Origin of the sequence: Microbacterium sp. GCS4 (assembly GCF_001262495.1) — a bacterium.
Classification (GTDB): domain Bacteria; phylum Actinomycetota; class Actinomycetes; order Actinomycetales; family Microbacteriaceae; genus Microbacterium.
Genome location: NZ_LGYE01000001.1, coordinates 223,797 through 250,097, shown reverse-complemented (window position 1 = coordinate 250,097; position 26,301 = coordinate 223,797). Strand labels below are relative to the sequence as shown.

The following is a 26,301-nucleotide window of genomic DNA, read 5'->3' as shown; positions in this document are numbered from 1 at the left end:
GCGGGTCTTACTTGTCGTCAGCGTCCTTGTCGAGGCGACGACGCGTCTCCTCGGGGGTCTCGACCGCGGGAGTCTCATCGACGACCGGAGTCTCCTCCACGATGACGGGGGCCTCTTCGCCGACGCCCTCGACGCCGTCGGTCAGGTCCTTGGGCTCGACGATCCGGAGGATGGCCTGGCTGTGGACCTCGATGACGGTGCCCGGCGCGATCTCGACGAGGGCCGGCGAGTCGAGGTCGTCGTGGTCGTACGCCACGATCGTGCCGTAGATGCCGCCCTGCAGCAGGACCTTCACGCCGGGGACCGTCTTGGTCGCCTTCTCCTCCTGCTCGGCCTTCATCTGCTTCTGACGGCGGCGGCCGTTGACGAACATGAAGACGACGAGGACGGCGAGGAGGCCGAAGAGGAGGATTTCCATGGGCATGAGGGCTAGCGCCTTTCTCAGGTGCACGCACCAGCCAAGGGCGCACAGTTCTATCGGGGGGAAGTCTTCAGTGATTATAGGTCATCGAGGCGAAGCGTCCCGTCCGGGTGCGGGATGCCGAGATGCTGGTACGCCTCGGGCATCGCCACCCGTCCGCGTGGCGTGCGGCCCAGAAAACCGATGCGCACGAGATAGGGCTCGACCACGCTCTCGACCGTCTCGCCTTCCTCGCCGACCGCGACCGCGAGGGTGCTGAGCCCCACCGGTCCCCCGCGGAAACGCCGGACCAGAGCATCCAGCACGGCCCTGTCGAGCCTGTCCAACCCGATCGGATCGACGTCGTACAGCTCGAGCGCGGCGCGCACGTCGTCGAGCGAGGCCGCGCCGCCACCGTGCACGAGCGCGTAGTCGCGCACGCGCCGCAGCAGCCGGTTCGCGATGCGGGGCGTGCCTCGCGATCGTCGGGCGATCTCCGCGAGCGAGTCACCGGGCAGATCGACGCCGAGCACGAGCGCCGAACGGGCGATGACCTGTTCGAGCTCGGACTCGTCGTAGAACTCGAGATGCCCGGTGAACCCGAAGCGATCTCGCAACGGGTTCGGCAGCAGACCCGAACGCGTCGTCGCGCCGACGAGCGTGAACGGCGCGAGCTCGAGCGGGATACTCGTCGCACCCGCACCCTTGCCCACCATGATGTCGATGCGGAAGTCCTCCATCGCGAGGTACAGCATCTCCTCGGCGGAACGCGCCATCCGGTGGATCTCGTCGATGAACAGCACCTCCCCGGGTACGAGGCTCGAGAGCAGCGCGGCCAGATCGCCGGCGTGCTGAATGGCGGGCCCGCTGGACAACCGCAGTGGACGCTCGCTCTCGTGCGCCACGATCATCGCGAGAGTCGTCTTGCCGAGACCGGGCGGACCCGCGAGGAGGATGTGGTCGGGCGGTCGGCTCTGGATGCGCGCGGCGTCGAGCAGCAGCTGCAACTGCCCGCGGACCTTCTGCTGGCCGACGAAGTCACCCAGGCTCGTGGGGCGCAGCGCGCCCTCGATCGCGAGCTCGGTCTCGTCGACCGGCTCGGTCGCGTCGCGCGCGTCAGACACGTGCCGGCCCCAGCGCCGCGAGCGTGCGACGCAGCAGCGGCGCGACGGCCGCGCGCTCGGCATCCGTCGCCTCCGCCGCCGTCTGCGCTGCGGCCTCGACCGCCACCTTCTCCGACCAGCCGAGTCCGACCAGGGCCGCGGCGACCTGATCGACCACGTCCGACCCCCCGGCGGCTGTCGGCTTCGACACGGGGCTGCTCGGATGCACCTTTCCGGCGAGCTGCACGACGATGAGCTTCGCGGTCTTGGGCCCGATCCCCGACACGCGGCGGAACGGCGCGTCGTCCTCCGCGGTCACCGCCTCGGCGATCTGATCGACAGTGAGGTGCGAGAGCACCCCCAGCGCGGACTTGGGGCCGACTCCCGTGACGCTGATGAGGAGACCGAAGATCTCGAGCTCGTCACGCTGCGCGAACCCGTACAGCGACAGCGCGTCCTCGCGGACGATCAGGCTCGTGTGCAGCTGCAGGCGCTCCCCGACCGTGGCCGTGTGCGCGACGTCACCCGGCACGGCGACCGAGAAGCCGACACCGCCGACGTCGATCACGACGTGGTCGGAGGACGTGTGCAGGACCGTGCCGTGCAGCGAGGAGATCATCCTCCCAGCCTAGACGCGGGATCGTACGTATGTTCGAGCGACACGCTCGGCGTCGGCCCATGCGCGCTGAGCGGGTGTCAGAGCGTCGCCCGGCGAGGACGTCGCGGTCCCGCGGCGCCACGCGTGGCACAGGGCGATCGCAAGCGCATCCGCGGCATCGGCCGGCTGCGGGGGCGTGTCCAGACGCAGGATCCGGGCGATCATCGCCTGCACCTGCTTCTTGTCGGCGGACCCGTATCCGGTGACCGCGGCCTTGACCTCGCTCGGCGTGTGCGTGGCCGCGGGCAACCCCGCCTCGGCGGCGAGCAGCAGCGCCACGCCGCTCGCCTGCGCCGTCCCCATGACGGTGTGGGAGTTCTGCTGCGCGAACACGCGCTCGACCGCCACGGCATCCGGACGGTGGACCTCCAGCGCTTCGCGGATGCCGGCGGCGACGAGCGCCAGGCGCTCGCCGATCGGCGCGTCCGGCGACGACCGGATGACGCCCACGTGCACGAGCGTTCCCCGACGGGCGCGATCCACGTCGACGATGCCGATGCCGCACCTGGTCAGGCCCGGGTCGATGCCGAGGACGCGAAGCGAGGTGGAGGTCACTCCCCCAGGCTAGGCGGGGCGCCGCCTCCGTCGGGTTCGGCGCGCCTAGTCGTCCTCGTTCTCGAGCTCGGCCTGCACCTCGGCCGTGAGGTCGAAGTTGCTGAAGACGTTCTGCACGTCCTCGCTGTCCTCCAGGGCGTCGATCAGGCGGAAGATCTTGCGCGCCGTGTCGGCGTCGATCTCCACCTTGAGGTTCGGGACGAACTCGACATCGGCCGATTCGTAGTCGATGCCGGCATCCTGCAGCGCCGAACGGACCGTCACGAGGTCGGTCGCCTCCGTGACGATCTCGAATCCCTCAGCGTGCGGCTCGATCTCCTCGGCCCCGGCCTCGAGTGCCGCCATCATGACGTCGTCCTCGGTCGTGCCCTCGGAGCTCACCACGATGACGCCCTTGCGGCTGAAGTTGTACGCGACGCTGCCCGGGTCGGCGAGCGTGCCGCCGTTGCGGCTGAGCGCCGTGCGCACCTCTGCGGCCGCGCGGTTCTTGTTGTCGGTCAGACACTCGATCATGAGGGCGACGCCGTTGGGTCCGTAGCCTTCGTACATGATCGAGGTGTACTCGACGGCTTCGCCGCCGATGCCCGCGCCGCGCTTCACCGCGCGGTCGATGTTGTCCTTCGGGACCGAGGTCTTCTTCGCCTTCTGCACGGCGTCGAACAGCGTCGGGTTGCCCGCCAGGTCGGCTCCGCCGAGCTTGGCCGCGACCTCGATGTTCTTGATGAGCTTCGCCCACGACTTGGCACGGCGCGCGTCGATGACGGCCTTCTTGTGCTTGGTCGTGGCCCATTTGGAATGCCCGGACATAAGTCTCCGCTCGTCGTATCCGCCCGGGGCTGGCCCAGGGCGTCGTCCAGTCTATCGAACCGCACTGCGGCCCGTCCGAGACCGACGTCGGCGCAGGCATGCGCCGGTCCGCAGGCGCGACCGAGCAGGGACGTCAGTCCTCGAGACTCGTGGACCCCGAGCGCGCGCGTGCTGCGACCACTGCCGCGGTGTCCGGCAGCATGATCGGGACGTCCATGGCGGCATCCGGCATCCACTCCGCCCACCCCTCGTCCAGCGGCCACGTGCCGTGCGCGATGAAGTCCGCTCCTGCGTGGTCCGCGATCGCCCGCACCGCTTCAGCCTGCTGCGGCGTGAACCGCCCCTGCTCGACCGCAGCCTCCAGCTCGTCGGCGTCCTTGAGCCAGACGTCCTCATCGCCCGGATGCTCGGCGTCGATCCAGAGGTCGAGCACGAGGTCGCGGGTGAAGACGGCCGCCTCGGCGCCGGCGATGCGGCGGTGCGGCAGCTCGATGTTGACGTAGACGCCATCGGGCGTGCCATCCTCCCGGCGGAAGAACCACACCGACCACGGCATGCCTGTCGGAGCGATGCGGAGGATGCCGGGGCCTCGCCATGCGCCCTCGACGGCGTGCCACGGCACGAGCGAGCGCTGCGCGAGCGGCACGTCCCGCACGCGCCGACCATCCGCGGGCACGGCGTCGAGGCGGGCGGAGCCCGAGGGCGTCCACGCGACCAGGCCGCGGTCGTCGTCCCGCACGACGACCGCGGTCTCGATCACGCGCCCGTAGCGCCACAGGATCTCCTGTCCGCGAGCGAGACGCGGCGCCGCAGCATCCGCCGACGGGATGGCGCGGTCGTATGCCGGATCCGCGTGCGCCGTGCCCTGCTCGTCCGCGTCGAGGAGCGCAAGAGCGTCCGACAGCGAGACAGGTCGGTCGGCCACACCTGCCCATTCCGTGCCGCGCCGGCCGACGAGTTCAACCGTGCCTCCACTCGCACTGACTCCGGTCGTCCCCACAGGCGTTCGCATTCCGACACCGTACCCGTGCGGACCGAATGCGGTTCAGACCCGCGCCGCGACCCGGTCGAGGAATCGGCGATGGAACCGGGTCTCCCCCGTGATCTCCGGGTGGAAGCTCAGACCGAGCAAAGCGCCCTGCTCGACCGCGACGACACGACCGTCGTCCAGCGACGCCAGCACGGATGCCGCGGGCCCGACGCTCTCCACCACCGGGCCGCGGATGAACGCGGCGTGCACGGGGTCTCCCCCGAGGTCCGGCACGTCGAGGTCGGCCTCGAAGGACTCGACCTGACGGCCGAAGGCGTTGCGGCGCACGGTGACGTCGAGTCCGCCGAAGGACTCCTGCCCGTCGATCGCATCGACGAGCCGATCGGCGAGCATGATCAGACCCGCACAGGTGCCGAGCACCGGCACCCCGGCGTCGATCGCCGCGCGGATCGGCCCCTGCATCCCGAACAGTCGCGACAGCTTGTCAATGACGCTCGACTCTCCGCCGGGGATCACCAGGCCGTCGACGGCGTGGAGCTCAGCCGGGCGTCGCACGAGCTCGACCTCGGCCCCGAGTCCGGCGAGCAGGGCGGCATGCTCGCGCACGTCGCCCTGCAGCGCGAGCACACCGACCCGAGGACTACCAGCCACGCTCGGCGAGGCGGTGCGGTGCGGGCAGGTCCGACACGTTGATCCCCACCATGGCCTCGCCGAGTCCGCGGGAGACCTCGGCGATGACCTTCGCGTCGTCGAAGAAGGTGGTGGCCTTGACGATGGCCTTCGCCCGCTCAGCGGGGTTGCCCGACTTGAAGATGCCGGAGCCCACGAACACGCCGTCCGCGCCGAGCTGCATCATCATCGCAGCGTCCGCCGGCGTCGCGACGCCGCCGGCGACGAACAGCACGACGGGGAGCTTCCCCGTCTCGGCGATCTCGGCCACGAGCTCGTACGGCGCCTGCAGCTCCTTCGCCGCGACGAACAGCTCGTCCTTGGGCAGCGCGGTGAGGGCGGCGATCTCTCCCCGGATCTTGCGGATGTGCTTCATCGCCTCCGAGACGTCGCCCGTGCCGGCCTCGCCCTTCGAGCGGATCATCGCGGCGCCCTCGTTGATGCGACGCAGCGCCTCGCCGAGGTTCGTGGCCCCGCAGACGAACGGCACCGTGAAGCCGAACTTGTCGATGTGGTTCACGTAGTCGGCGGGTGAGAGCACCTCGGATTCGTCGATGTAGTCGACGCCGAGCTCCTGCAGCACCTGGGCCTCGACGAAGTGGCCGATGCGCGCCTTCGCCATGACGGGGATCGACACGGCGTCGATGATGCTGTCGATCATGTCGGGGTCGCTCATGCGCGACACGCCGCCCTGCGCGCGGATGTCGGCGGGCACCCGCTCGAGCGCCATGACGGCGACGGCACCGGCATCCTCGGCGATCTTCGCCTGCTCGGCGGTCACGACGTCCATGATGACGCCGCCCTTGAGCATCTCGGCGAGACCGCGCTTGACGCGGGAGGATCCGGTGGTGGGGTTCTCGGTCATGACTGACTCCTGTCGGGGTTTGATCTAGGTCAAACGATAGCACTGTCCGGAACGACATAGAATCGACACGAGGACACATGAGCGACCAGATCACCGGAACCACCGCGGCCGACATCGCCGCCAGCGTGCGCGACCTGCGCGATCGCGGAGTCCTCGGCGCCGGCAGCGCACTCCCCCCGGTTCGCGAGCTCGCTGCGACGCTGGGCGTGAACCGCAACACCGCCGTCGCCGCCTACCGTCAGCTCGCGCAGGCGGGACTCGTCGTCTCGCGAGGACGCGCCGGCACCGTGATCGCCGGGCACGAGAGCGTGGCCCAGGAAGGGTACGCCGCCGACACCGTGCTGCGCGACGTCGGCACCGGCAACCCCGACCCCCGACTGATCCCCGACCCCTCCAGCGCCCTCGCGACGGTCGCCGGACGACCGGTGCTCTACGGGGAGCCCGTGATCGACCGCGGGCTCGAGACCTGGGCGCAGGAGTGGGTCGCGGGCGACCTGGACTCGATCGACTTCCGCATCACCATCACGAGCGGTGCCGTCGACGCGGTCGAGCGCCTCCTCGCGCAAGCCCTCATGCGCGACGATGCGGTCGCGCTCGAGGATCCGTGCTTCCTCGCCAGCATCCACACGGTCCGCCTCGGCGGATACCGGGCCGTGCCGGTCCCCGTCGACGAGCAGGGCATGACCGTCGACGGACTCCGTGCCGCTCTCGACGCGGGCGTCCGCGCCGTGATCTGCACACCGCGCGCGCAGAACCCCACCGGCGCGAGCCTCACCCCCGAGCGCGCGGCGGAGCTGCGCGCCGTCCTGGCCGATCACCCCTATGTGCTCCTCATCGAGGACGACCACTTCTCGATGCTGTCAGGACGCCCCTACGAGAGCCTGATCGGCCCCGCACATCGCCGATATGCCCTCGTGCGCTCCGTCTCGAAGTTCCTCGGTCCGGACATGTGCCTCGCGGTCGCCGCCACCGACCCGACGACCGCCGAGCGCCTCGCGATGCGCCTGAGCCCAGGGACCACGTGGGTCAGTCATCTGCTGCAGCGGCTCACGCTCACGCAGCTCACCGACCCCGATGTAACCGCCTCGATCGCCGCGGCCCGGGAGCACTACGTCGAGCGCAACGCCCGGTTCTCGTCGCTGCTGCGGGATGCCGGTCTGGACGCCCCTCAGACCGACGGTCTGAGCCTGTGGGTCGCCCTTCCGCGGCCGGCGAGGCTCGTCGCTGAAAGACTCATGCGCCGCGGATGGCTCGCTCGCACCGGTGACGAGTTCGCCCTCGACGAGCGTGCGGCCCCCTCGCATCACCTGCGCCTCACGGTGCACGATCTCTCCGACGACGATGCGGAGACGCTCGTCACCGACCTCGTCGCGGCCACGCGATGACGACCCGCCGCGAGCACCCGCCCGCACTCACACTCAGAGAAAGGATCGGGGAATGAAGGTCCTCTCCATCCAGTCCGCCGTCGCCTACGGACACGTCGGCAACTCCGCCGCCGTGTTCCCGATGCAGCGCATCGGCGTCGAGGTGCTGCCCGTCTACACCGTGAACTTCTCGAACCACACGGGCTACGGTGCCTGGCGCGGACCGATGATCTCACCGGAGGATGTGCGCGAGGTCATCACCGGGATCGAGGAGCGCGAGGCGTTCCCCGAGATCGACGCCGTTCTCAGCGGCTACCAGGGCGGGGAGGGGATCGGCGACGTCATCATCGACGCGGTCGCGCGCGTCAAGGCCGCGAACCCGAATGCGGTCTACGCGTGCGACCCGGTCATGGGCAACGCCAAGTCCGGATGCTTCGTCGCACCGGCGATCCCCGTGCTGCTGCGCGAGAAGGTCGTCCCCGTGGCTGACATCATCACGCCGAACCAGTTCGAGCTCGGGTTCCTGACCGGCACCGAGCCGGACACGCTCGAGTCCACCCTCGCCTCGGTCGATCTGGCCATGGCGATGGGCCCGACCACGGTGCTCGTCACGAGCGTCGAACGACCTGACCGCGAAGAGGGGACGATCGAGATGCTCGTCGCCGACGCGAAGGGCGCCTGGATCGTACAGACCCCACGTCTGCCGATGAAGGCCAATGGATCCGGCGACGTCACCGCGGCGCTCTTCACCTCGCACTACGTCGCGACCGGCGACGCGAAGCTCGCCCTCGAGCGCACGGCATCCAGCGTGTTCGACCTGCTGAGCCTGACGCTCGAGTCCGGCGCACGCGAGCTGCAGCTCGTCGAGGCGCAGGAGTTCTACGCGCACCCGCGGATGCAGTTCACCGCCCGCCAGGTGCGCTGAGCCTCCCCACAACCCCGCTGGCAGCGGATCAGGGCTTCGGCCAGGCCGCCGACACAGCCTCACGCACCTCGCCGAGCAGCTGCGGCAGCGCCTTGGTCTTCGCGACGATCGGGAAGAAGTTCGCGTCGGACGTCCACCGCGGCACGACGTGCTGGTGCAGGTGCCCGTCGACGCCCGCACCGGCCACCGCGCCCTGGTTCATCCCGAGGTTGAAGCCGTCGCAGCGGGACACCTCGCGCAGCACGCGCATCCCGATCTGGGTGAGCGCGCCGATCTCGGCGACCTCCTCGGGGGTCGCCTGGTCGTAGGTGGCGATGTGCCGGTAGGGGCACACGAGCAGGTGACCCGAGTTGTACGGGAACAGGTTCAGCAGCACGTACGCCGTCTCGCCGCGGGCGACGATCAGACGCTCGGCATCCGGGAACTTCGGTGCCTCGCAGAACGGGCACTCCTCGCGCAGCGGCTCGGGCCCGGCCTGGATGTACGCCATCCGGTGCGGGGTCCACAGGCGCTGGAACTCGTCGGAGACGCCGGCCAGGAGACCGGCGTCCTCGACGGAGGAGTGCTCGTCGGTCACGCCAGGTCCCCGGCGGTCTGCACCAGAGTGTGGTCGGCGATCGCGGCGCGGATGCGCGACACAGCGTCGGCGATCGGCACGCCGTTCTCCTGCGAGCCGTCGCGGTAACGGAAGGAGACAGTGCCGGCATCCCGGTCCTTCTCCCCCGCGATCAGCAGCAGCGGGACCTTGCCGGTCGTGTGCGTGCGGATCTTCTTCTGCATCCGGTCGTCGGAGGTGTCGAGCTCGGCGCGGACTCCGGAGTCGCGCAGCGTGCGGATGACGTCGCCGAGGTAGTCGGCGAAGTCTTCCGCGACGGGGATGCCGACCACCTGCACGGGCGACAGCCACACCGGGAAGTCACCCGCATAGTGCTCGAGCAGGATCGCGAAGAACCGCTCGATCGAGCCGAACAGCGCGCGGTGGATCATGATCGGTCGCTTCTTCTGACCGTCCTTGTCCATGAACTCCAGCTCGAAGCGCTCGGGCAGGTTCGGGTCGACCTGCACCGTCGAGAGCTGCCACGTACGACCGATCGCGTCTCGCGTCTTGAGGTCGATCTTCGGGCCGTAGAACGCGGCCTCGCCCGGCACCTCGGTGAGCTTCAGACCGGATGCGACGGCGACGCGGCGCAGCGCGTCGGTCGACGACTCCCAGAACTCGTCCGATCCGATCCACTTGGACTTCTCGTCGTCCTTCATCGACAGCTCGAGCTCGAAGTCGGTGAGACCGAAGTCGCGCAGCATCGACAGGATGAAGTCGAGGACCTTCGCGACCTCGCCCTCCAGCTGGTCGGGCGTGACGAACAGGTGCGAGTCGTCCTGGGTGAAGCCGCGCACGCGGGTGAGGCCGTGCAGCGCACCGGAGAGCTCGTTGCGGTAGACCGTGCCGTTCTCCGCGAAGCGCAGCGGCAGGTCACGGTAGCTGCGGGCGCGCTCCTTATAGATGAGGATGTGCATCGGGCAGTTCATCGGCTTCAGGTAGTAGTCCTGGCCCTGCTTGGTGACGTTGCCCTCGTCGTCGCGCTCCTCGTCCATGACGATCGGCGGGTACATGCCCTCCTTGTACGTCACGAGGTGGTTCGAGGTGAGGAACAGGTCCTCCTTCGAGATGTGCGGCGTGTACACGTAGGTGTAGCCGCCCTGGATGTGTCGCGTGCGCGCGTGCTGCTCCATCTCGCCGCGCACGATGCCACCGCGCGGATGCCACACCGAGAGACCGGAACCGATCTCCTCGGGGAAGGAGAACAGGTCGAGCTCCTTGCCCAGTCGGCGGTGGTCGCGCTTGGCGGCCTCCTCGAGCCGGTGCTGGTACGCACGCAGCTCGTCCTTGGAGGGCCACGCCGTGCCGTAGATGCGCTGCAGCTGCGGGTTCTTCTCACTGCCGCGCCAGTACGCGGCGGCGATGCGGGTCAGATCCCAGCCGTTGCCGATCATGCGGGTGTTGGGCAGGTGCGGACCGCGGCAGAGATCCTTCCAGACGACCTCGCCGTCGCGGGTCGTGTTGTCGTAGATCGTGAGCTCGCCCTCGCCGACCTCGACCGACGCGCCCTCCGCCGCCTCCTTGCCGCCCTTGAGCCCGATCAGCTCGAGCTTGAACGGCTCGTCGGCGAGCTCGGCGCGCGCCTCGTCGTCGGTGACGACACGACGCACGAACCGCTGGCCCTCGCGGACGATGCGCTGCATCTCCTTCGTGATGGCCTTGAGGTCCTCGGGCGTGAACGGGGAGTCGACGCCGAAGTCGTAGTAGAAGCCGTCGGTGATGGGCGGGCCGATGCCGAGGTTCGCCTGCGGGTTGATGCGCTGCACCGCCTGAGCGAGCACATGGGCGGTGGAGTGGCGCAGGATGCTCAGACCGTCGGGGCTGTCGATCGTGACCGGCTCGACCTCGTCGGCGTCGGTCACCGTGGTCGCGAGGTCCTTGAGGGTCCCGTTGACGCGCATGGCGACGACTGAGCGGTCGGAGAACAGGGCGAAGCCGTCTTTCGGCTGGGCATTTTCAGGCACGGAACACTCCATCTGGGTCTCGGACAAGGCTACTCGCATGAGCGACCGCTCCCGACCTCTACGCGCCGCCCTCCGAGGCTGCCGTCGCCGCCGTGGGCGCGAGGATGATGATCGCCGCGCCGGCCAGCGCGACGGCTGAGCCGATCCAGTCCCACATCGTGGGCCTGAACCCATCGACGATGATCCCCCAGGCCAGGGATCCGGCGATGAAGATCCCGCCGTAGGAGGCCAGCACCCGTCCGAAGTTCGCGTCGGGCTGCAGCGCGGCGAGGAACCCGTACGCGCCGAGCGCCATGACGCCCAGCACCGCGAACATCCACCCCCGATCCTCCTTGACCGACTGCCACACGAGCCAGGCTCCGCCGATCTCGGCGGCGGCGGCGAGTACGAAGAGGATGCTGATGCGGAGCACGGTCATGCTGCCACGGTAGCGTGGGGCGCATGCTCAAAGACGTGCTCCGCTGGCTGCTCGCCGCCCTCCTCGCCGCCGCCGGCATCATGCACTTCGTCAGCACGCGCGGTTTCCGGCTCGTCGTTCCCTACTGGGCCACGCGGCTCACGCGCCTCGACAAGGAGGCCATCGTGATCGCCTCGGGCGCGGTCGAGGTGGGTCTCGCCGCCGCGCTGGTCGGTCTGACGAAGGAACGCCGACGTGTGGGGCTCGCGACCGCCGCTTTCTTCGTCGCCGTGTTCCCCGGCAATGTGCACCAGTGGCGGACCGGCCGATCCGCGCCGGGTCTCGACACCGACCGACGTCGGTTCGGACGGCTGTTCCTGCAGCCCGTGCTCGTCGCGTGGGCTGTCTGGGCGACCCGTCCGGACCGGAAGCCTACCGTCCGCCGACGTCGGCGTCGAGGCCGCAACTGAGACTCTGCACGGGCGACCGGGGACGGGGACAATAGGCGCATGGCCTCCCCCTCACTCGTGTGGCTCCGCGACGACCTGCGCGTCGCCGACAACCCCGCCCTGCGCGCCGCGATGGACCGCGACGAGCCGATCGTCGTGCTGTTCGTGCTCGACGAGGAGTCGCCCGGGATCCGACCACTCGGCGGGGCGGCGCGCTGGTGGCTGCACCACTCGCTCGCGTCGCTCGCGGACACGCTGGACGATCTCGGTACGACGCTCGTGCTCCGCCGCGGTCCGGCCGAGAAGGTGGTGCGCGAGGTCGTGGACGAGAGCGGCGCCTCCGCCGTGTTCTGGAACCGACGGTACGGGGGCGCGGAGCGCGAGGTCGACAGCTCCCTCAAGACCGCGCTGCGCGACGACGGCCTGGAGGTCGCCTCCTTCCACGCGTCGCTGCTGCACGAGCCGTGGACCGTGAAGACGGGCGCCGGGACCCACTTCTCGGTGTTCACGCCCTTCTGGCGCGCGGCGCGCGCCCTGCCCGCACCGCGTGCGCCTCTCCCCACTCCCCGCAGCCTTCACGGGCTGCGCGGCGGCCCGGCATCCGACGATCTCGACGGCTGGGATCTGCTCCCCACCTGGCCCGACTGGGCCGGGGGTCTGCGGGACACCTGGGAACCCGGCGAAGCCGCCGCACGCACGAGGCTGCACGAGTTCCTCCACGAGGACCTCCCGCAGTACGACCGCGCACGCGACGAGCCCTCAGCCGGTGCGACCTCTCTGCTGTCGCCGCGTCTCCGCTGGGGCGAGCTCAGCCCTTTCACGGTGTGGCACGAGGCGGTCGCCGTCGACGGCGCGGCGGGTTTCCTGTCGGAGCTCGGCTGGCGCGAATTCGCCTGGCACACCGCGTTCCACTTTCCAGAGCTCGCGACGAAGAACCTGCGCCGCGAGTTCGACGCCTTCCCGTGGCCGCGCCTGCACCCCTCGCACCTCGAGGCCTGGCAGAAGGGCGAGACCGGGGTGCCTCTGGTCGACGCGGGCATGAGGGAGCTCTGGCGCACGGGCTACATGCACAACCGGGTCCGGATGGTGACCGCCTCGTTCCTCGTGAAGAACCTGCTGATCGACTGGCGGCGCGGCGAGGAGTGGTTCTGGGACACGCTGGTCGACGCCGACGGAGCGAACAACCCGTTCAACTGGCAGTGGGTCGCCGGTTCCGGCGCCGACGCCGCCCCGTACTTCCGGGTGTTCAACCCGGAGCTGCAGGCGAAGAAGTTCGACCCGCAGGGTCTGTACATCTCCGAATGGGCGGCCGACGCTCCCACAGAGCCGATCGTCGACCTCGGTGAGACTCGGAAGGCGGCCTTGGCCGCCTACGACGTGGTCAAGCGCTCGTCACGCGCCGAGTCGTGACGAGCGTTCGACAGGCTCGCGCCGTCGCTCAGGCCGTGTTGCGGACGCTGCCCGCATCGACGTCGGCCTGCGTGATCGTGTAGAACGCGGTGGCCGTGGCTGCCTGGCCCACGGGGATCACGCCCGAGGTGGACGTGGGCCAGGTGACGACCGGAGGCGAGAGCCCGGGCAGAGGGTCGACGAGCGACGCGTTCGCGAGCGTGACGTTGCCCGTGTTGCGGATCGTGAACGTGTAATTGATGCGGTCGCCGACGCGGCCGGTGGCGCCGCTCGCGAGGGCGCCGGTCTTCGTGACGGTGACGGCGCCGGCCGCCGCGATCGGCGTGACGCGGTTGGCTTGCCCGGTCGGGCGCACTCCCCCGTCGCTGTCCGCCGCGCTCACCGTGGCGGTGTTCGCGACGGATCCGGCATCCACGTCCGATTGCTTGTGTGTGTACGTCGCACTGGCGGTGACCGACTGCCCCGGCGTCAGCGTTCCCGCGGTGCCCGGCCACGCGCCGAAGGTGATCGCGGACAGACCGACCAGCGGATCGGTGATGACGATGCCCGTGAGGACCGACTGGCCGGTGTTCGTGACCGTGAACGTGTAGTTGACGACGTCGCCGGCCTTGCCGGTGCCGCCAGGGGCGAGGGCACTGGTCTTCGTCAGGCTGATGGCGCTGAGCAGCACCGTGGTGCTGTCGCTGTCCTGAGCGAGGAAGTCGCCCACCACGGTTCTCGCGGTCGCGTCCGCGGTCGACACGTATCCCGTGGACGAGGGGGCGGATGCGGTGCAGGTGTAGGTGGTCGACTCGAGGGGCGCGAGCGTGAGAGTGCCGAGGCTGCGGGCGCAGTTCGCCTGATCGTCGGTCACGACGATGTTGCGCAGGGTGCCGGCGCCCGTGTTCGTGATGCGGATCGTGAACGTCGCGAGCTCGGTCGCCGTGCGCGCCTGGGTGTCCGCGGTGCCGTCGAAGGTCTTCACGAGCTGCAGACCGGCCGTCGGGACCGAGAGCATCGCGTTGCGCAGCAGATAGGAATCACCGGAAGTGCCCAGTCGGAGATTGACGGTGGAGTCGCCGGCGACGACGTTCGACAGCGGGACCGAAGCGACGTCGACGCTCTGGTTCGTGAACGCCGTGCCCGCTGTTCCGGTGTATCTGACCGACCCCACCGCGCGCGAGATGCCGATGTTGCCGGTGGCGCCCGCGGCGTTCGGGATCTCCGTGTACGCGGTGGATCCCCCGCGCGAATACGACGCCGAGTCTCCGGTGATGTTGCGGTCGCCCTCGAAGAGCGTGAAGCCCGCGCGGGTGCCTGCTGCGACGGCGGTGAAGCCGTTGAACGCGACGGTGAGGTCGGCGTCGTTGGCTCCCTGACGCACGTGGCCCTCGTAGTAGATGATGTTGTGCGGCACGGAGGCCGGGTTGTTCGGCAGGTACGTCCCGTAGTCGTAGACGACGGAGATCGACCACCCGGCGTAGCATCCGGCTCCCGTCGGGGTCCAGATGTTGCCGGCGGAGATCGTGACCTCGGTGCCCGTGGGCACCGAGGCGAACGCCGAGGTGACGTCGGCGCTGGCCGAGTAGTACAGGGCAGTCGCCTGTGACGCGGGGTCGACCAGCACGTTGCCGGGCGCGATGTCGGTGATGGCCGCGTTCGCCACCTTCAGCTGGACCGAGCGGTTCGTGTAACCGGTCGCGCTGCCCGCCGGCATGGTCGCGACCCCGCGACCCGCGGAGTACTGCGCGCACAGGCGTCGGGTGTCACCCGTGTACACGCCGGTGTTGGCGCTCCAGGTGAGGAACGCCTTGACCACGGTCGCTCCGGACGGGATCGTCATGGTCGCGCTGCTCGAGTTCGAGGTGAACCCCGTCACGGAGTTGTTCTGTGTCATGACGAAGTTGTCGTTTGACGTTCTGCGCGTTCGTGCTCGATGCGGCGTGCAGATCGACGCAGGAGCCGTTCGTGGTGGCCGTCGTTGCCGAGCAGGCGAGGACGCCGTTTCCTGCCATGAGGAAGTCGCCGTTGACGTTGGCCTGATAGTTCGGGGCGGTTCCGGAGTTCGTGCCCCACTGCACGACGGCGGCTTCCGCCGAGGTGGGAGTACCGAGCGTGAGGCCGGCGGCGATCACGGCGACGGCGGTGGCCATCGCGACGAACGACCGACGAAGTCGTCGCCGCGCACCTCCCCCGACCATCGCGAACCCCCCTCAAGGTCCCGTCGGACCCGGTGTCCGGATGCGACGTTGTCAGAAAACGATAGGCGAACTCTCAGGTGGTGACAATGATGCAGGTGTGACGGATGAGGCGCGTGAGCGCTCCCATGCGAACAGCCGATCATCTCTGATCTGGGATTTTGGCAGTCCGACACAAATTGCGCCGATCTTCGTCCAGCCACCCCATGACCTTCGTCGTATGCGCACGCGCTCCGGCGGTCCGTCGCGCCGTCGCTCGATCAGTCCTCTGCCGCGACTCCCGGACGCGCTGCGGGTTCCGGAACGAGGTACAGACCCGACGGTGCATTCGCGGTCTGCGTCAGCGCGTCTATCCAGGCTCTGTTGATGGAGGGCTGTCGTCCGCCGTGGTACTTGAAGACGAGTGCGCTCTGCGGGTTAACCCACACCGTGCTGCGTCCGCCGCCCGTGCTGATGTCGTCCTTCCAGGACAGAGCGAACGGCTCTCCCCGGCGGAGCTTGGACGTGATGACGATCTGCAGGTGGGTGAGCGCCCGGTCTTCGATCTCGACCTTCTGACTACCTTCATACGTGAGTCGGCCCACGGCACTTCTCTCTGATGACCACGACACCGCGGGGGTGCAATGCGAGGGATTGCTGCGTGGGCTCAGCAAGCGTCTCACCAGCATCCCGCATTCGAGAAACTTCGCAGGGGGGATTGACTACCGCAGGATCGTTGCGATATCAACCCCTGAAATCGATGCTTCGCATCTCGAGTTCGTGGTGGTAGGGCTCGGCGCCGTCGCGCTCGTGGACGAGGTCCTCGAGCTACCGGACGACGCCACCCCGTAGTTCAGCGCGCTCAGAGCCCCCAGTCGGGCATGCTGTCCCACATCTCGGGAGCCACTTCGCTCGTGTACGCCCCGCCGGTCGTGACGACGACGCGAGAGCGGGAATGGATCAGCACGGCCACCATCTGATCGCCCGTGGACAGGTAGATGAAGGCGGGAGGGGATGCTGCCGCTGCCTCGATCTGAGTCATCACCTCGGTCAGATCCCGGCCGTCTCCGAGAATGAAGTCTCGTCCGTCGATCTCGATATGCGCCCGCGAGCCTGTGTCCACCATGTCAGCACGATAGGTCGAGGACCGCTCGACTCGAAGGGGGTTGCGTGATGGAGATCTTCAGCGCAGGGACGCACGAGACCTCCCACGGGAATACGAGAAAACCCCCGGCAGAACCGGGGGTTTCAGTGTGCGCGATACTGGGATCGAACCAGTGACCTCTTCCGTGTCAGGGAAGCGCGCTACCGCTGCGCCAATCGCGCCCGTATGGGCTATTCAGTTTGTAGAGAGGTGGCGACGGGATTCGAACCCGTGTAAACGGCTTTGCAGGCCGGTGCCTAGCCGCTCGGCCACGCCACCGTGTGGATTGACCCCACGTGCTGAAGGCCCTCCGAAGAAGGCCCTTGCACTTGAGCGGATGACGAGACTCGAACTCGCGACCCCAACCTTGGCAAGGTTGTGCGCTACCAACTGCGCTACATCCGCGTTGTTCCCGGTTGTTGTCCCGGGCACTTATGAAACATTAGCCGATGATCCGCCGCTGTCCAAACCGGAACCGATTCTCGCGCGTGTCTCTCAGGATGGTCGTCGGGGGCTCCGGGCGTCCGGTAGTATCGGTTGACGTACCCCACGGGAATGGGCGATTGGCGCAGTTGGTAGCGCGCTTCCTTCACACGGAAGAGGTCATCGGTTCGAGTCCGGTATCGCCCACCACAGAAGCCCCGCACACCGATCCAGTGGCGGGGCTTCCTCGTCCCCCCCCGCTCGCGTCATGGTAACTTAGGGTCGCCTTACCACGACCCGAGAGGACCGGCGAGAAGCGATGCCCCGGACGGAGACCGAGACCGACGACTCCGTCGTGTGGCGCATCGGCACGAACTCCTTTGCACTCTCGGACCGCGTCGAATGGGAACAGCACGTCCACGAGGACCGTCACGAGCTCCTGTGGGGCACTCGCGGGGCGTTGACCGCCGAGACGGACGACGGATACTTCGCCATCCCCGGCACGCTGGGTCTCTGGATCCCGGCGGGTGTCGCCCATCGCGTGGCCGCCGCGGCCGGCACGACCTTCCGCTGCACCTTCATCGACCTGGACGTCGCGGACGCGCCTTCGCGGACGACGGCGGTCGCGATGCCCGACGTCATCCGCGTGCTCCTGGACCGCCTTGAGAATCCGCCGTACCTGCCGACGATCCCGAGGGCGCACGCCGAGGAGCTCGTCGTGAGCCTGCTCGAGCCCGTCGAGGTGTCGACGATCGATCTCCCGCTCCCCCTCGACACGCGCACACGACTGATCGCCGAAGCGCTGCTCTCCGATCCCGCCGACGACCGCTCGATCGAGGACTGGGGTCGACACGTAGGCGCGAGCGCGCGCAACCTCTCCCGCCTGTTCGTCGCGGAGACCGGGATGAGCTTCTCGACCTGGCGCACCCGTGCACGCATGCGACGGGCGATCGAGTGGCTCGCCGCCGACCACACCGTGTCGTTCGTCAGCCGTCGATCCGGGTACGCGACCCCGAGCGCCTTCGTGCAGGCGTTCCGTCGCGAACTGGGGCGCACTCCGGGCGAGTTCGCCTCCGCCAGGAGCGCCGCAGAGCGCAAGTCGGCCTGAGCGCGATACGGCACGGCCGCTCCGGAACACAGCGCGGATCGATACTGGGTTAGCCAAGCCTTACCTTGCTGCTCGGCATCCCCGATCCCGAATCCCGGAAGACAGTCATGCGCTCCACACCCCTCTCCCTCGCCGCGCTCGCAGCGACGGCCCTCCTGCTCACCTCCTGCGCCGGGGCCTCCGCCTCCGGATCCGCGGCCGGCGACACCGTCGAGGTGACCACGCCCGCAGGCGCCGAGATCGCGATGCCCGCCGAGCCGAAGGCCGCACTGGGCTTCTACACCACCGATCTCGACATCCTCATCACGCTCGGCTTCGACCTCGCCGGAACCCAGCCCATCCGCGATGATTTCACGTCGTTCCCGGACTTCTTCCCGCAGGAGGAACTCGAAGGCCTGAAGACGTTCGGCAACTTCCCCGAGTTCAACCTCGAGGCCGTCCTGGACGCCGAGCCCGACTTCATCCTGAGCGGACTCGGCTACGAGAAGGACCTCGACGGCCAGCTGCAGAAGATCGCCCCGACCTACACCTACAACGCCTTCGACGGCGGTGACTGGCGCGACGCCGTCGCCCAGACCGCGAAGGACCTCGGACGCGAGGACGAGTGGCAGGCGTGGGTCGACCGGTACGAGGCACGGGTCGCCGACATCCGCGCTCGCCTGGAGGCCGCGGACATCCACCCGGTCGTCGCCGACATGGGGTACTGGGACGGGCAGGTGACCGTGTCGTGCTACGGCGTGCCGTGCCTCGTGTTCGCCGACCTCGGCCTCGAGATGGCCCCGCTCATGAACGCGACCGACGAGGGACTGCCCGCAGGCGAGGACTACGCCGAGCTGAGCCCGGAGCAGCTCGGCCAGCTCGAAGGCATCGACGTCGTGTTCACCGGCGCGAACGAGGACGGCACCGTCTGGGTCGAGACCGACGACGCGCTCAAGCAGAACGCGCTGTGGCAGAGCCTCTCGTTCGTGACCGACAAGCAGTACCACCCGTACAACTACGAGATGATCTACGGCTCCCCCAGCGGGCAGGACGCATTCCTCTCCGTCGTCGAGAAGGCGCTCCTCGGATGAGCGTCAACCTCGTGCACCGCATCGTCGCTCAGCGCGTCGAACGGCTGAGCCCCGGTATGGTCCGCATCGTGTTCGGCGGTGACGGTCTGCAGGGCTTCGTGTCGACCGGCGTCGGCGACGAGTACTTCCGGGTCTTCTTCCCCGAGGACGATCAGACCGAGCCGAACCTCCCCTACCCGACCGACGACGGGTACTGGGCGTTCCCCGACGGCGTCGAGCCCGCCCCGATGCGCACCTACACCGTGCGGGACTGGGATGCCGCCGCGAACGAGCTCACGGTCGACTTCGTCGTGCACGACGGCGGAGTCGCCGCGCGGTGGGCGCTGCGGGCGCAGCCGGGAGACGTGGTCGGCGTCAACACGCCGAAGGGACTCTACGCGCCCCCGGACGACATCCGGTGGCAACTGCTGATCGCGGATGCCACAGGGCTCCCGGCCGCGGCGCGCCTCGCGGAGACGGCGCCGGCGGATGTTCGGACCCGGGTGGTCGTCGAGGTGGCTTCCGCGGAGGACGAGCTGGCCATCGCCCTGCCCGCGAGCGTCGAGCTGCACTGGGTGCACGGTGGCAACGGACACGCGCCGACGCGCATCGAGGAGATCCTCCGTGCATCCGAGCTGCCGGACGGACCGGGGTACGTCTGGGTCGCCGGCGAGACCAAGGCGACCCGTGGAGTGCGCAAGCACCTCCGCCACGACCTGCGCCTGCCGGCGACGGAATACAAGGTGATCGGATACTGGACCGAGAACGCGGAGGCCTGGCGCGAGCGCTACGAGGCCCTCGACGAGGACACGCAGTCCCGGCTCATGGCCATGTGGGACGACGACACCCGGTCGGCCGAGGACATCGAGGACGACTACGAGGCCGAGCTCGAGAAGCTCGGACTGTGACTCTCCCGTCATGACAGCTCTCCTCACCGAGGAGCAGGCGACACAGGTCCCGACATCGCGTCGGGGCCTGATCGTCGGTCTGCTCGCTCTCGCACTGGCCGTCGTCTGTGTCGCCAGCATCGTCTTCGGCTCGCAGCGCATCGGCCTCGCCGAGGTGTGGTCGGGTCTCGTCCACGGGGACGGCGATGCCGGAGCCATCGTGCAGGGCATGCGCGTCCTGCGCACCGTGGTCGGCCTCGCGGTGGGCGCCGCACTCGGCATCGCCGGCGCCCTGATCCAGGGCTTCACCCGCAACCCGCTCGCCGACCCCGGCATCCTCGGCGTCAACGCCGGTGCGAGCCTCGGAGTGGTGATCGGAGTCGCGTTCTTCGGCGTGAGCGCAGCGAGTGGCTACATCTGGTTCTCCTTCGCGGGCGCGATCGCCGCCACGGTTCTCGTGTACCTCATCGGCTCCGCCGGCCGCAGCGCCCCCGACCCCCTGCTCATGACACTGTCGGGGGTGGCCCTCGGCGCGGTGACGGGCGGGGTGGTCGCCGCCATCGGACTCCTCAACCCGAAGGTCTTCGACTCGATGCGCACCTGGAACGCCGGCTCCCTGACCTCGCTGACACCCGACGTCTACGCCGTCCTCCCCTTTCTGCCGGTCGGTCTGCTGCTCGCCTTCTGCCTCGCTCCGTCGCTCAACGCACTCGCCCTCGGCGACGATCTCGCGACGGCGCTCGGCTCGCGCGTGATCCTGACGCGTGTGCTGTCGATCGTTGCGGTCACCCTCCTGTGCGGCGCGGCGACCGCCGCTGCCGGACCCATCGCTTTCGTGGGGCTCATGGTGCCGCATGCCGTGCGCTGGCTCGTCGGTCCGCACCAGGGGTGGATCCTGCTGGGCACGCTCTTCGCCGCTCCGCTTCTCCTGCTCACCGCAGACGTCGTCGGACGCCTGGTCCTGCGCACCGGGGAGCTGCCGGTGTCGATCGTGACCGCGCTGATCGGTGCTCCCGTGCTCATCGCGCTCGTGCGCCGACGGAAGGCGAGCGGACTGTGACCGATCTGCTCGCCCCTCCCCCGGCGGTCGACGCGGGGCGCCGCGTCGTCGCCGCGCGCACGGCCCTGTTCTCGCGGCGCATCGACGTCCGCGCCGCGGTCGTGACCCTCACAGCACTGCTGCTGGCGATGGCAGTCGGCGTGCTCGCGCTGTCCCTCGGGGACGTCGCCTTCAGCCCCGGCGAGGTGCTCGCGACGCTCGTGGGACTGGGTGACTCCCGAGCCGAGCTCGTGATCCTCGAGTGGCGCCTCCCCCGGGTCCTCGGCGCCCTCGTGTTCGGTCTCGCTCTCGGTGTCGGCGGCGCGATCTTCCAGTCGCTCACTCGGAACCCGCTCAACAGCCCCGATGTCATCGGCTTCGACGCCGGCGCGTACACGGGCGCGCTCCTCGTGATCACCACCGTCGGGGTGAGCGTCACGACCACCGCGGCCGCGGCCCTCGCCGGGGGCGCCGCCACGGCTCTGCTGGTCTATCTCCTCGCCTTCCGGCGCGGCTTCACGGGGTTCCGTCTCATCATCGTCGGCATCGGCGTGGCGTCGATGCTCGCGTCCCTGAACACGTGGATCATCCTCAACGCCGACCTGAACATCGCCCTGGTCGCGAGTGCCTGGGGCGTGGGTTCGCTCAACCTCATCACGGCCGAGCAGGTGCTCGTCGCGACGTGCGTGATCGTCCCGATCGCCATTGCGGTCGCCCTGCTCGTCGACCGGATGCATCTGATGGAGATGGGCGACGACACGGCGTCGGCGCTGGGCGTCCGCATCGGCGGAACACGGCTCGCGCTCGTGATCCTCGGCGTGGGGCTCACGGCCGTCGTCACGGCCATGGCCGGACCGATCGCGTTCATCTCTCTCGCGGCCCCGCAGATAGCCCGGCGGCTCACCGGCTCCGCGAGCGTGACCCTCACCGCGTCGGGCGCGGTCGGGGCTCTCCTCCTCGTCTCCAGCGACGTGCTCGCGCAGCGCCTCTTCGCGCCGACGCAGATCCCGGTGGGGATCGTGACCGTGTGCCTCGGCGGGGTCTATCTCGTGTGGCTGCTGATCCAGGAGGCCCGACGACGATGAGCCCCGACGACACGACCGAGACGACAGGACGACGGATGCCGGATCGCACGGCATCGAGGATCACGGAGAGCAGCATGACGGACACCCTCATCACCCGGCGCGACCAGCCGCGCATCGAGACGGCCGCACGCCTCGAGGCCGAGGACATCACGATCGGGTACGACGGACGCGTGGTGTCCGAGCACCTCGATGTGGAGATCCCGCCGGGATCGTTCACGGTGGTGGTGGGGCCGAATGCGTGCGGCAAGTCGACGCTGCTGCGCGCCTTCGCCCGGCTGCTGAAGCCTCGCGAAGGTCGCGTGCTGCTCGACGGAAGAGCGATCGCGGAGCTGCCGACGAAAGAGGTCGCGCGCCGACTCGGGTTGCTGCCGCAGACGTCCATCGCGCCGGACGGCATCCGCGTCTCGGACCTCGTGGCGAGAGGGCGGCATCCGCACCAGACCATCCTGCGCCAGTGGTCGCACGACGACCAGACGGCGGTCGCGGCCGCGCTCGCCGCCACGGGGACGACCGCGCTCGCAGGACGACTGGTGGACGAGCTCTCGGGTGGTCAGCGCCAGCGCGTCTGGGTCGCGATGCTGCTCTCCCAGGAGTCGCCGACCATGCTGCTCGACGAGCCGACCACCTTCCTCGACATCGCTCACCAGTACGATCTGCTGCGGCTGTTCCACGGGCTGCACCGCGAGGGCCGGACGATCGTCGCCGTGCTGCACGACCTCAACCAGGCCGCACGGTTCGCCGACCACATGGTCATGATGCGCGACGGGAGCGTGGTGGCCTCGGGGGCGCCGTCATCGATCGTGACCGCAGAGCGGGTGCACGAGGTGTTCGGTCTCGAGTGCACCGTGATCGCCGACCCGCACTCCGGAACGCCGCTCGTCGTGCCGTGCTGAGCGCTAGCCTGGCCGGATGCCGACTCTGATCGAGGACTATGAGTCCGGGGATCCCCGACGCGTGCTGCACGCCGTGTGGCAGACGATCGGATGCCGGGACCCGGAGCTCCTGAAGCCGCTGGTGACCACTCTTCCACGCCTGAGGTCGCGCACCGAGGGCGTCGAGCTCGGCGGCATGATCTACCTGAACAGCACGCACCTCGACCACGCGTTCCGGGTCATCGAGAACTACCGCGACGGCCTGTGCTGGTGCATGGCCTACCCGGATTCGCTGACCTACGACCCGCGCAAGGAGCAGGACCGCGGTCACGCCGAGATCCGCTCCACGAGCACGCCGGGATGGGAGATGACCTACGAATGCGCGTGCACGGTGTGCGGTCAGGTGTTCGACGTGGAGCAGGGCGACCACCACGTCACATGGTGGCGCTGGGTGCCGCGCGGCCTGAAGAGACGGCGGAGCGCCGCGGCGGATGTCGGTGGCGCCGCCTAGAGTCCGAGCGTGAGGATCGCCCGGCTTCCCGACCCCTGCGCACTGTGCGGGAGATCCGAGGCCGTCCGCGTGGCGGCGGGCCTCGAGTGCGCATGGTGCGGGTGGCTTCGGGACTGCGCCCGACGTCGACCTCCCGCGGCCCGTGATCGAGGTCGTGTACTACGTGCGATACGACCGTCGCGTGAAGATCGGTACCAGCGGCCGACCACGGCAGCGCCTCGCCGCGATCCGTCACGACGAGCTCCTCGCGTTCGAACCCGGGGGTCGCGAGATCGAGCAGGCCAGGCACCGGCAGTTCGCCGCGATCCGAGAGGGCGGCGAGTGGTTCACACTCGACGAGGACTTGCGCGCGCACATCCGCGCGCTGCGCACGACCGACGACCCCTGGCAGCTCTACGCCCGCTGGACGAGCGCGGCGCTCTCACCCTGAGGTCGAGAAGCGCGGATTCCGGGACAGCACTGAGGCCCCGCACGGGACCGATACCGTACGGGGCCTCAGGCGGTCATCAGGCCGTGGCGGTCTTCACACGCGCCGGCTGCGGCTGGGAGAAGATCACGACGACGATCACGGCGATACCGACGACGACGTGCGGCAGCCACACATTCGGGGCCTGGTTCGCGAAGCCGAAGATCCACGGCGAGAGCGCCAGGAACAGGCTCGCGACGATGTCGAACACGAGGTGGACGGGCATCGGGATGAAGCCGAAGGGGCCCCACTCGTACTTGGTGAACAGGCTGTAGACGATCAGTCCGACACCGAGGACGATCGGGATGATGACGGCGGGGCCGCCCATGCTCGCGAAACCGAACAGCCACGGTGCTGCGATGAGCGCCACTCCGACGATGTAGTCGAGGATGCCGTGGACCTTGGTGGGGATGAAACGCATGATTCCTCCTAGTGGCGCCGCTCCGTGCGGCTCACAGGTGGTTCGCGACCCTCACCGGAACGGATTGGAACGGTCAGCCGCGAGCCCAGCCGTAGCGCCGGGTGAGAGCCTCGACCACCCGCCCGTAGCGCCCCTTGTCGAGCACCGCCGCCTCGCGGCGGAGCCCGGTCTCGTGCACGCTGTAGAGCTGCTCGATGTCGACCCAGGACTCCCGTCCCTGGGAGTCCCACGCGCCTGAGCCGATCGGGAGGTAGTCGCGATCGCGGTCATGCGGCTTGCTCGTCATCCGTACCGCGTAGACCCTGCTCGCGGAGTGCCTCCCGATCACCAGGACAGGACGGTCCTTACCGCGCCCGTCACCCTCCTCGTACGGCACCCACGTCCAGATGACCTCACCCGCGTCCGGCGCCCCGTCCCGATCGGGGGCGTACTGGATGCGCACGTCGCCCACGCGATCGGGATCCACGCGGATCGTCGCGGAACCCGCAGGTTCGTCGGGGGCCGCCGTCGCGACCGCATCCGACATCTCATCGGAACGCCGTACGCGCGCGACAGGACGCCCCGGACGAGTGGTCGTCCGGGGCGTCCTGTTCTTCGATCCCAGTGCGTTCAGGAGGATCTGTGCGAGAGTGCCGAGGATGCCGTTGCTGTTGCCCACACGGTCACCCTAACCGCCGTTCAGGCGTCTGCGAGCGCGTAGCCCTCCTCGCCGTGCACGACCTGGTCGACGCCGGCGATCTCGTCCTCGTTCGTGACGCGGAAGCCGATGGTCTTCTGGATCGCGAAGCCGATGATGAAGGCCACGACGAAGGAGTAGATCAGCACACCGGCCGCCGCGATCACCTGGACCGCGAGCTGACGGGCGTCGCCGCCCACGAACAGGCCGGTGCCGGTGGCGAAGAAGCCGAGGTACACGGTGCCGATCAGACCGCCGACGAGGTGGATGCCGACCACGTCGAGCGAGTCGTCGAAGCCGAGGCGGAACTTGAGCTCGATCGCGAGGGCGCAGACGATACCGGCCACGGCACCGAGCAGGAGGGCCCAGCCCGGCGTCAGGTTGGCGCAGGCGGGGGTGATCGCGACGAGACCCGCGACGGCACCGGACGCGGCCCCGACGGAGGTGGGCTTGCCGTCCTTGATCTTTTCGATCAGGATCCAGCCGAGGATCGCGGCAGCCGTGGCGCCGAGGGTGTTGATGCCGATGAGGCCGACGCCGCCCATGTCCTCCGCGAGCCATTCCGCGCCCGCGTTGAAGCCGAACCAGCCGAACCACAGCAGCGCTGCGCCGAGGAGCGTCAGGGGCACGTTGTGCGGCTTGAGGATGCCCTTCTGGAAGCCGATGCGCTTGCCGAGGACCAGCGCGAGGGCCAGAGCCGCCGCACCCGCGTTGATGTGCACCGCGGTACCACCGGCGTAGTCGATCACACCGATGCCGCTGTCCTCGCCGAACAGCGTGGTGCCGAGGTTCATGATCCAGCCGCCGCCCCAGACCCAGGCTGCGACCGGGAAGTAGCCGACCGTGGCGAACACGCCGGCGAAGATCAGCCAGCTGCCGAACTTCGCACGGTCGGCGATGGCGCCCGAGATGAGGGCGACCGTGATGATCGCGAAGGTCGCGCCGTACGCGACGCCGAGGAGCGCGACGTTCGAGCCCTCACCCGCGGCCAGGCTAGACAGGCCGAAGTCCGCGAACGGGTTGCCGGCGAAGGCCATGGGGTTGTCGACCGCGCTCATGGAGAATCCGAAGAGGATCCAGAGCACCGCGACGAGACCGATCGAGCCGAAGCTCATCATCATCATGCTGACGACGCTCTTCGCCTTGACGAGGCCGCCGTAGAAGAAGGCGACGCCGGGCGTCATGAGCAGGACGAGGGCGGTCGCGGTGATCGCCCAGGAGATGTTGCCTGGAGCATCCATAGTGAACCTCACATTCGGGTGGTCTGAGAGCTTCAGTGTGGCGAGGCCCGATTTCCGGAATGCGCGAG

The 26,301-nt window shown here is 69.0% G+C and carries 30 protein-coding genes and 4 tRNA genes; 13 read left to right on the top strand and 21 right to left on the bottom strand.

Going from position 1 to position 26,301, the window contains the following annotated elements; translation table 11 throughout:
• Positions 1–7: 7 nt before the first annotated feature.
• The 8 genes from AKH00_RS01310 to pdxS form a co-directional block, all read right to left on the bottom strand.
• A complete protein-coding gene (locus AKH00_RS01310) occupies positions 8–424 on the bottom strand; it encodes a preprotein translocase subunit YajC (protein ID WP_442922366.1) in 417 nt (138 codons plus the stop codon).
• Positions 425–498: 74 nt separating this feature from the next.
• Positions 499–1,524 (bottom strand): Holliday junction branch migration DNA helicase RuvB, encoded by a 1,026-nt coding sequence (gene ruvB, locus AKH00_RS01305; protein ID WP_050721979.1) that lies wholly within the window; start codon positions 1,522–1,524, stop codon positions 499–501.
• Positions 1,517–2,122, bottom strand: coding sequence for a Holliday junction branch migration protein RuvA (gene ruvA, locus AKH00_RS01300; protein WP_050720919.1), 606 nt, complete (start codon positions 2,120–2,122; stop codon positions 1,517–1,519). Before ruvA ends, ruvB begins: the two co-directional genes overlap by 8 nt.
• Positions 2,123–2,131: 9 nt before the next feature.
• Complete coding sequence (gene ruvC, locus AKH00_RS01295; protein WP_050720918.1) at positions 2,132–2,716, bottom strand: crossover junction endodeoxyribonuclease RuvC; 585 nt, start codon at positions 2,714–2,716, stop codon at positions 2,132–2,134.
• 45 nt (positions 2,717–2,761) lie between these two features.
• On the bottom strand, positions 2,762–3,523 hold the full coding sequence (locus AKH00_RS01290; protein ID WP_050720917.1) for a YebC/PmpR family DNA-binding transcriptional regulator: 762 nt from the start codon (positions 3,521–3,523) through the stop codon (positions 2,762–2,764).
• 133 nt (positions 3,524–3,656) lie between these two features.
• Positions 3,657–4,448 carry a DUF402 domain-containing protein gene (locus tag AKH00_RS01285; protein ID WP_050720916.1) on the bottom strand — a complete coding sequence of 264 codons (792 nt, stop codon included), beginning with the start codon at positions 4,446–4,448 and terminating at the stop codon, positions 3,657–3,659.
• 120 nt (positions 4,449–4,568) lie between these two features.
• On the bottom strand, positions 4,569–5,165 hold the full coding sequence (gene pdxT / locus AKH00_RS01280; protein ID WP_050720915.1) for a pyridoxal 5'-phosphate synthase glutaminase subunit PdxT: 597 nt from the start codon (positions 5,163–5,165) through the stop codon (positions 4,569–4,571).
• Positions 5,155–6,048, bottom strand: a complete 894-nt coding sequence (pdxS, locus tag AKH00_RS01275; RefSeq protein ID WP_050720914.1) for a pyridoxal 5'-phosphate synthase lyase subunit PdxS — start codon at positions 6,046–6,048, stop codon at positions 5,155–5,157. Before pdxS ends, pdxT begins: the two co-directional genes overlap by 11 nt.
• A 77-nt stretch (positions 6,049–6,125) precedes the next feature.
• On the opposite strand from pdxS, the gene AKH00_RS01270 reads away from it, so the two are divergent.
• Together AKH00_RS01270 and pdxY are read left to right on the top strand one after the other, a co-directional pair.
• Positions 6,126–7,433, top strand: coding sequence for an aminotransferase class I/II-fold pyridoxal phosphate-dependent enzyme (locus AKH00_RS01270; RefSeq protein ID WP_050720913.1), 1,308 nt, complete (start codon positions 6,126–6,128; stop codon positions 7,431–7,433).
• Positions 7,434–7,485: 52 nt separating this feature from the next.
• On the top strand, positions 7,486–8,337 hold the full coding sequence (pdxY, locus tag AKH00_RS01265; RefSeq protein ID WP_050720912.1) for a pyridoxal kinase PdxY: 852 nt from the start codon (positions 7,486–7,488) through the stop codon (positions 8,335–8,337).
• Between the two features lie 28 nt (positions 8,338–8,365).
• Here pdxY and AKH00_RS01260 read toward each other — a convergent pair whose 3' ends face one another.
• The 3 genes from AKH00_RS01260 to AKH00_RS01250 are packed head-to-tail and all read right to left on the bottom strand — an operon-like array spanning position 8,366 to position 11,317.
• Positions 8,366–8,914 carry an HIT family protein gene (locus AKH00_RS01260; RefSeq protein WP_050720911.1) on the bottom strand — a complete coding sequence of 183 codons (549 nt, stop codon included), beginning with the start codon at positions 8,912–8,914 and terminating at the stop codon, positions 8,366–8,368.
• Positions 8,911–10,911, bottom strand: a complete 2,001-nt coding sequence (gene thrS, locus AKH00_RS01255; protein ID WP_050720910.1) for a threonine--tRNA ligase — start codon at positions 10,909–10,911, stop codon at positions 8,911–8,913. Before thrS ends, AKH00_RS01260 begins: the two co-directional genes overlap by 4 nt.
• Before the next feature lie 46 nt (positions 10,912–10,957).
• On the bottom strand, positions 10,958–11,317 hold the full coding sequence (locus AKH00_RS01250; protein ID WP_050720909.1) for a YnfA family protein: 360 nt from the start codon (positions 11,315–11,317) through the stop codon (positions 10,958–10,960).
• 23 nt (positions 11,318–11,340) lie between these two features.
• Between AKH00_RS01250 and AKH00_RS01245 the strand changes: the two genes are divergently transcribed.
• Both AKH00_RS01245 and AKH00_RS01240 read left to right on the top strand, forming a co-directional pair.
• Entirely contained in the window at positions 11,341–11,766 is a 426-nt protein-coding gene (locus AKH00_RS01245) for a DoxX family protein (RefSeq protein WP_050720908.1), read from the top strand.
• 39 nt (positions 11,767–11,805) lie between these two features.
• On the top strand, positions 11,806–13,155 hold the full coding sequence (locus AKH00_RS01240; protein ID WP_050720907.1) for a cryptochrome/photolyase family protein: 1,350 nt from the start codon (positions 11,806–11,808) through the stop codon (positions 13,153–13,155).
• A 28-nt stretch (positions 13,156–13,183) separates the two neighbouring features.
• Here the strand turns inward: AKH00_RS01240 and AKH00_RS01235 are convergent, their stop codons facing one another.
• The 7 genes from AKH00_RS01235 to AKH00_RS01205 form a co-directional block, all read right to left on the bottom strand.
• Positions 13,184–14,977, bottom strand: coding sequence for a DUF7507 domain-containing protein (locus tag AKH00_RS01235; protein ID WP_161804371.1), 1,794 nt, complete (start codon positions 14,975–14,977; stop codon positions 13,184–13,186).
• Positions 14,901–15,287, bottom strand: coding sequence for a hypothetical protein (locus AKH00_RS17930; protein ID WP_161804370.1), 387 nt, complete (start codon positions 15,285–15,287; stop codon positions 14,901–14,903). The genes AKH00_RS01235 and AKH00_RS17930 overlap by 77 nt, the downstream gene beginning before the upstream one ends.
• A 305-nt stretch (positions 15,288–15,592) precedes the next feature.
• Positions 15,593–15,916, bottom strand: a complete 324-nt coding sequence (locus AKH00_RS01230; protein WP_050720905.1) for a DUF7882 family protein — start codon at positions 15,914–15,916, stop codon at positions 15,593–15,595.
• Positions 15,917–16,173: 257 nt separating this feature from the next.
• On the bottom strand, positions 16,174–16,437 hold the full coding sequence (locus AKH00_RS01220) for a hypothetical protein (RefSeq protein ID WP_050720903.1): 264 nt from the start codon (positions 16,435–16,437) through the stop codon (positions 16,174–16,176).
• 128 nt (positions 16,438–16,565) lie between these two features.
• Positions 16,566–16,637, bottom strand: a tRNA-Val gene (locus tag AKH00_RS01215).
• A gap of 26 nt (positions 16,638–16,663) precedes the next feature.
• A tRNA-Cys gene (locus AKH00_RS01210) sits at positions 16,664–16,734 on the bottom strand.
• Positions 16,735–16,787: 53 nt separating this feature from the next.
• Positions 16,788–16,860 (bottom strand) — tRNA-Gly (locus AKH00_RS01205).
• A gap of 152 nt (positions 16,861–17,012) precedes the next feature.
• Between AKH00_RS01205 and AKH00_RS01200 the strand changes: the two genes are divergently transcribed.
• From AKH00_RS01200 to AKH00_RS01160, 9 genes are all read left to right on the top strand, one after another.
• A tRNA-Val gene (locus AKH00_RS01200) sits at positions 17,013–17,088 on the top strand.
• A 109-nt stretch (positions 17,089–17,197) separates the two neighbouring features.
• Positions 17,198–17,986 (top strand): helix-turn-helix domain-containing protein, encoded by a 789-nt coding sequence (locus AKH00_RS01195; RefSeq protein ID WP_082297337.1) that lies wholly within the window; start codon positions 17,198–17,200, stop codon positions 17,984–17,986.
• Positions 17,987–18,093: 107 nt separating this feature from the next.
• Entirely contained in the window at positions 18,094–19,056 is a 963-nt protein-coding gene (locus tag AKH00_RS01190) for an ABC transporter substrate-binding protein (RefSeq protein WP_050721977.1), read from the top strand.
• Positions 19,053–19,943 carry a siderophore-interacting protein gene (locus tag AKH00_RS01185; RefSeq protein WP_050720902.1) on the top strand — a complete coding sequence of 297 codons (891 nt, stop codon included), beginning with the start codon at positions 19,053–19,055 and terminating at the stop codon, positions 19,941–19,943. Before AKH00_RS01190 ends, AKH00_RS01185 begins: the two co-directional genes overlap by 4 nt.
• Positions 19,944–19,953: 10 nt before the next feature.
• Positions 19,954–20,982, top strand: coding sequence for an iron chelate uptake ABC transporter family permease subunit (locus AKH00_RS01180; protein ID WP_082297336.1), 1,029 nt, complete (start codon positions 19,954–19,956; stop codon positions 20,980–20,982).
• A complete protein-coding gene (locus AKH00_RS01175) occupies positions 20,979–22,046 on the top strand; it encodes a FecCD family ABC transporter permease (RefSeq protein WP_200903779.1) in 1,068 nt (355 codons plus the stop codon). The genes AKH00_RS01180 and AKH00_RS01175 overlap by 4 nt, the downstream gene beginning before the upstream one ends.
• A gap of 74 nt (positions 22,047–22,120) precedes the next feature.
• Positions 22,121–22,939: an ABC transporter ATP-binding protein gene (locus AKH00_RS01170; protein WP_050721974.1), complete on the top strand. Its 819-nt coding sequence runs from the start codon at positions 22,121–22,123 to the stop codon at positions 22,937–22,939.
• A 16-nt stretch (positions 22,940–22,955) separates the two neighbouring features.
• Positions 22,956–23,429 (top strand): hypothetical protein, encoded by a 474-nt coding sequence (locus AKH00_RS01165; protein WP_050720901.1) that lies wholly within the window; start codon positions 22,956–22,958, stop codon positions 23,427–23,429.
• A gap of 181 nt (positions 23,430–23,610) precedes the next feature.
• Complete coding sequence (locus AKH00_RS01160) at positions 23,611–23,859, top strand: GIY-YIG nuclease family protein (protein ID WP_235556651.1); 249 nt, start codon at positions 23,611–23,613, stop codon at positions 23,857–23,859.
• 76 nt (positions 23,860–23,935) lie between these two features.
• Here the strand turns inward: AKH00_RS01160 and AKH00_RS01155 are convergent, their stop codons facing one another.
• From AKH00_RS01155 to AKH00_RS01145, 3 genes are all read right to left on the bottom strand, one after another.
• Positions 23,936–24,316 carry an SPW repeat domain-containing protein gene (locus AKH00_RS01155; RefSeq protein WP_050720900.1) on the bottom strand — a complete coding sequence of 127 codons (381 nt, stop codon included), beginning with the start codon at positions 24,314–24,316 and terminating at the stop codon, positions 23,936–23,938.
• Between the two features lie 73 nt (positions 24,317–24,389).
• A complete protein-coding gene (locus AKH00_RS01150; RefSeq protein WP_200903778.1) occupies positions 24,390–24,974 on the bottom strand; it encodes a type II toxin-antitoxin system PemK/MazF family toxin in 585 nt (194 codons plus the stop codon).
• A 20-nt stretch (positions 24,975–24,994) separates the two neighbouring features.
• Positions 24,995–26,233: an ammonium transporter gene (locus AKH00_RS01145; protein WP_050720899.1), complete on the bottom strand. Its 1,239-nt coding sequence runs from the start codon at positions 26,231–26,233 to the stop codon at positions 24,995–24,997.
• Positions 26,234–26,301: the final 68 nt, after the last annotated feature.

Bases quoted from the DNA above. Each gene is read 5' to 3' on its own strand.
- AKH00_RS01290 (WP_050720917.1), bottom strand. From the start codon at position 3,523: ATGTCCGGGCATTCCAAATGGGCCACGACCAAGCACAAGAAGGCCGTC.
- AKH00_RS17930 (WP_161804370.1), bottom strand. From the start codon at position 15,287: ATGGCCACCGCCGTCGCCGTGATCGCCGCCGGCCTCACGCTCGGTACT.
- AKH00_RS01190 (WP_050721977.1), top strand. From the start codon at position 18,094: ATGCGCTCCACACCCCTCTCCCTCGCCGCGCTCGCAGCGACGGCCCTC.
- AKH00_RS01195 (WP_082297337.1), top strand. From the start codon at position 17,198: ATGCCCCGGACGGAGACCGAGACCGACGACTCCGTCGTGTGGCGCATC.
- AKH00_RS01165 (WP_050720901.1), top strand. From the start codon at position 22,956: ATGCCGACTCTGATCGAGGACTATGAGTCCGGGGATCCCCGACGCGTG.
- AKH00_RS01220 (WP_050720903.1), bottom strand. From the start codon at position 16,437: ATGGTGGACACAGGCTCGCGGGCGCATATCGAGATCGACGGACGAGAC.
- AKH00_RS01145 (WP_050720899.1), bottom strand. From the start codon at position 26,233: ATGGATGCTCCAGGCAACATCTCCTGGGCGATCACCGCGACCGCCCTC.
- pdxS (WP_050720914.1), bottom strand. From the start codon at position 6,048: ATGACCGAGAACCCCACCACCGGATCCTCCCGCGTCAAGCGCGGTCTC.
- AKH00_RS01310 (WP_442922366.1), bottom strand. From the start codon at position 424: ATGCCCATGGAAATCCTCCTCTTCGGCCTCCTCGCCGTCCTCGTCGTC.
- AKH00_RS01235 (WP_161804371.1), bottom strand. From the start codon at position 14,977: ATGACGATCCCGTCCGGAGCGACCGTGGTCAAGGCGTTCCTCACCTGG.
- thrS (WP_050720910.1), bottom strand. From the start codon at position 10,911: ATGGAGTGTTCCGTGCCTGAAAATGCCCAGCCGAAAGACGGCTTCGCC.
- AKH00_RS01180 (WP_082297336.1), top strand. From the start codon at position 19,954: ATGACAGCTCTCCTCACCGAGGAGCAGGCGACACAGGTCCCGACATCG.
- ruvA (WP_050720919.1), bottom strand. From the start codon at position 2,122: ATGATCTCCTCGCTGCACGGCACGGTCCTGCACACGTCCTCCGACCAC.
- AKH00_RS01240 (WP_050720907.1), top strand. From the start codon at position 11,806: ATGGCCTCCCCCTCACTCGTGTGGCTCCGCGACGACCTGCGCGTCGCC.
- AKH00_RS01155 (WP_050720900.1), bottom strand. From the start codon at position 24,316: ATGCGTTTCATCCCCACCAAGGTCCACGGCATCCTCGACTACATCGTC.
- AKH00_RS01245 (WP_050720908.1), top strand. From the start codon at position 11,341: ATGCTCAAAGACGTGCTCCGCTGGCTGCTCGCCGCCCTCCTCGCCGCC.
- AKH00_RS01185 (WP_050720902.1), top strand. From the start codon at position 19,053: ATGAGCGTCAACCTCGTGCACCGCATCGTCGCTCAGCGCGTCGAACGG.
- AKH00_RS01270 (WP_050720913.1), top strand. From the start codon at position 6,126: ATGAGCGACCAGATCACCGGAACCACCGCGGCCGACATCGCCGCCAGC.
- AKH00_RS01170 (WP_050721974.1), top strand. From the start codon at position 22,121: ATGACGGACACCCTCATCACCCGGCGCGACCAGCCGCGCATCGAGACG.
- pdxY (WP_050720912.1), top strand. From the start codon at position 7,486: ATGAAGGTCCTCTCCATCCAGTCCGCCGTCGCCTACGGACACGTCGGC.
- AKH00_RS01250 (WP_050720909.1), bottom strand. From the start codon at position 11,317: ATGACCGTGCTCCGCATCAGCATCCTCTTCGTACTCGCCGCCGCCGCC.